Origin of the sequence: Kitasatospora sp. NPDC001539 (assembly GCF_040298565.1) — a bacterium.
Classification (GTDB): Bacteria; Actinomycetota; Actinomycetes; order Streptomycetales; family Streptomycetaceae; genus Kitasatospora.
The window spans coordinates 1-3,233 of record NZ_JBEPAK010000423.1 but is presented as its reverse complement, the minus strand read 5'-3'; the positions used below and the strand labels follow the sequence as shown (position 1 = coordinate 3,233).

Annotated in this window: 4 protein-coding genes; all 4 read left to right on the top strand. The window is 70.7% G+C overall.

The genetic code is table 11. The features are described 5' to 3' along the window. Nucleotides 1-433 precede the first annotated feature (433 nt). Nucleotides 434-1,198: a hypothetical protein gene (locus ABT247_RS32775; RefSeq protein ID WP_350750141.1), complete on the top strand. Its 765-nt coding sequence runs from the start codon at nucleotides 434-436 to the stop codon at nucleotides 1,196-1,198. A gap of 3 nt (nucleotides 1,199-1,201) precedes the next feature. Beyond that, complete coding sequence (locus tag ABT247_RS32770) at nucleotides 1,202-1,675, top strand: phage holin family protein (RefSeq protein WP_350750139.1); 474 nt, start codon at nucleotides 1,202-1,204, stop codon at nucleotides 1,673-1,675. Next, nucleotides 1,651-2,325 (top strand): DUF3618 domain-containing protein, encoded by a 675-nt coding sequence (locus ABT247_RS32765; RefSeq protein ID WP_350750137.1) that lies wholly within the window; start codon nucleotides 1,651-1,653, stop codon nucleotides 2,323-2,325. The genes ABT247_RS32770 and ABT247_RS32765 overlap by 25 nt, the downstream gene beginning before the upstream one ends. Nucleotides 2,326-2,616: 291 nt before the next feature. Continuing rightward, nucleotides 2,617-3,233, top strand: a 617-nt coding sequence (locus tag ABT247_RS32760; protein ID WP_350750135.1) for a hemerythrin domain-containing protein, incomplete at its 3' end; no start/stop codon positions are given.

Sequence of the window (3,233 nt, the reverse complement as noted above, 5' to 3'; positions counted from 1 at the left end):
ACACGACGGTCCGAGCATGCCTACCGAGCGACGGCCACACACCTCACCTGCGAAAACGTGACCCTGCCTTCGGTTTGGGAATCGCTTCTTACTGCAACAGGACGTGCGGCACCCTGGCCGGGGTGATCGTGTCCCTGGTGTGACTGTGACTGTGACTGTGACTGTGGCTGTGGCTGTGGCTGTCCGATCTGGCGATTCTGCCGGGGCTGGAGTCCGATGCCGAGCCGACCCGGGAGCGAGCAGTCGAGGGCGGAATGCCAGGCGGCGAGGAGCCTTGCGTTCCGTCGCGTGACACCCGCATGTGGCCGGACGACGAGCACGGCGTAGGCCGGGGGCGGCGGGATCCCCTGCGGGCCCGCCGGTGAATCAACGCAAATGGGGTAGGCGGGGCGCGACCGAGCGAAAACCGGACGAACCGGGAGGAGGGCGGCTCGTGAACGACACGACACGGTCGGGCCCGCCGAACCAGGACACCGCGCCGCAGGCAGCCCAGATCGCGAAGGACAAGGCGACCGAGGCGGCGACTGCCGTCGGCAGGCAGGTGTCGGAGGTGACCGGCACCGCTACGGAGCAGGCGTCGAAGGTCGCCGAGGAAGCAGGCGCGCAGGCCCAACAGCTCGCAGGCGGACTGCGCGATCAGCTCAGGGAGCAGACCCGTACCCAGGGGCAGCGTCTCGCGGACAACGTCCGCAGCCTGGCGCGGGAGCTGGAGCAGATGGGCGAGCACGGCCAACAGGATTCGGTCGCGACGACGGTGGTGCGGCGCCTGGCGGACGGCGGGCACCAGGTCGCCGACCATCTTGAGGAGCGTGGGCCGGAGGGACTGCTGGACGAGGTCCAGGACTTCGCCCGACGTCGGCCGGGGCTGTTCCTGGCTGGGGCGGCGCTGGCCGGCTTCGCCGTCAGCCGGGCCGGCAAGGGCGTGAGTGCCGCCTCCGACAGCGAGGCGCACGGCCACGGCGCCTCCGTTACCCCGGCCGGGGACCGGCCGAGCGCCGCGCCTTCGCCCGCGCCCGGCACACCGGCGCCGGTGTCGACGCCGCCGCCACCGCCACTCGCGGCGGACACGGACCCGTACGAGGCTTACGGGCAGTCCCAGCCGCCGCACTACACCCCCGGCTACAGTCAGGACCAGCCCCACCAGAGCTCGGGTTCCAAACCGTCCGGACAGTGGCAGCAGCCGGAGGCGGGGAGGTAGACCGTGGCCACCACCTACGACCCGCTGACGAACACGCCCCCGCAGGAGACCGCACGCGCTGCACCTCCCGCGCCGTCGCCCCCCGGCAGGGGCCCTCGGCAGCCGGACTCCGTCGGCGACCTGATCGGCGAGATCACCGAGGACCTCACCGCGCTGGTACGCGACGAGATCAATCTGGCGAAGGCCGAACTCAAGGAAGAGGCCACCAAGGCGGGCAAGGCCGGTGGCATGCTCGCCGGCGCCGGCTACGCCGGACACCTGTTGGTGCTCTTCGTGAGCCTGACCGTCATGTTCGCCCTCGCCCACGCCGTCGACATCGCCTGGGCCGCGCTGATCGTCACCGCTCTGTGGGCCGCAGCGGCGGCCGTGCTCTACAGCACGGGCCGCAGGCGGCTCAAGGACGTGCACCTCAAGCCCGAGCAGACCGTCCAGACATTGAAGGAGGATGCCAAGTGGGCACGACACCCGACGAGTTGAGAGCTGATGTGGAGGCGCGGCGCACGCATCTCGCCCGCAACGTCGACCTCCTCGCCGAGCGGGTGACGCCGCGCAAGGTCGCCCGCCGCCGTGTCGAGGCCACCCGCCGGCGGCTGACCAGTGTGAAGGAGCAGGTGATGGGCTCGGTGAACGACACCGGCAAGGCAGTGGGCGAGCCGGCCCGGGACCTGGCCGGGCAGATGGGCGACACAGCCGGCCAGCTGGCCGAGCGGGTCGGGGACACGACGAGTCACGTCGCCGACACGGTGCAGCAGGCCCCCGAGCAAGTGCGTCGCCAGACTCAGGGCAACCCGATCGCGGCGGGCATCATCGCCTTCGGCGCGGGCATGCTGGCCGGGAGCCTGCTGCCCGTCTCGAACGTGGAGCAGCGCGCCGGAGCGCAGCTGCGCGAGCATGCCGACGAGTTCCTTCAACCGGTCAAGCAGGCCGCAACCGAAGCGGTGCAGGAGGTGAAGGAGGAACTCCGGGAGCCGGCCCAGCAAGCCGCAGGTGCGATCAAGGCCACCGCGCAGGAAGCGGTGCAGAGCACCACGGACGCCGCCCGGCAGGCCGCACAGACCACGGCCGAGGACGTCAAGCAGGTCGGGCAGGACGCCGCCCAGCAAGCCCGGGACCAGGCGCAGGGCTGACGCGCGCGAGGGCTGGTCCGGGGCGGCACCCGCCGCCCCGGACCAGCCCTTTGGCGGCCGCCGCATCGTTCACCCGACCGGGCCGCAGCTCCCGACAGCCGGGGCGGTGTCCTGCCGCGATTGTTTCTCTTCCTCCGTGGCCAACGCCTGCAGCAGCTCTTGAGACGGCTACCGCGTTGGGCAACCACGGTCCGCGCAGGTGGCGGCGTTTTCGGAGAGTGACGGCAGCGTGCCGGCACGTTTTCGGGGTAAGCGGTGCACCTGGCAGCCACTGGATCGTTGGGAGACGGAATGACGAAGGATGTCGTTGAGCTGATCACCGCGGACCACCGTGAGGTGGAGAAGCTGTTCCAGCAGTTGCAGGCGGGAGGCAAGGACCGAGTGGCCGTGCTCGACCGGGTCGGGGCCCTGCTGATCGCCCACTCACGCGCCGAGGAAGAGCGGGTGTACCCGGTCATCGCGAAGAACGCGCCCGGGGAGAAGGGCCAGGTGGCTCACAGCGAGGACGAGCACGAGCAGGCAGAGCAACTGATCAAGCGCCTGCAGGCCACCGACCCGGAGTCGAAGCAGTTCGACACCCTGGTCACCGAACTCGTCGAGGCGGTCAAGCACCACGTCGAGACCGAGGAGTCCGAGATTCTGCCCGCGCTGCGGCAGGCCGTGGACGAAAAGCAACTGCGGGAACTCGGCACCACCTTCAAGGAACGCCGCGAGGAGGCACTCGCCGAGGCCGAGCAGGAGGCGGCCAAGCGCCGCAGGGACGACGAGCCGACCAAGGACGAGCTGTACCGCCGGGCCCAGAAGGAAGACATCCCGGGGCGCTCAAGCATGACCAAGGAAGAGCTCGCGGGTGCGCTGGAGGCGCAGGGATTTGGCCCACCGGCCCCCACCGCCCCACGAGGCGGGTG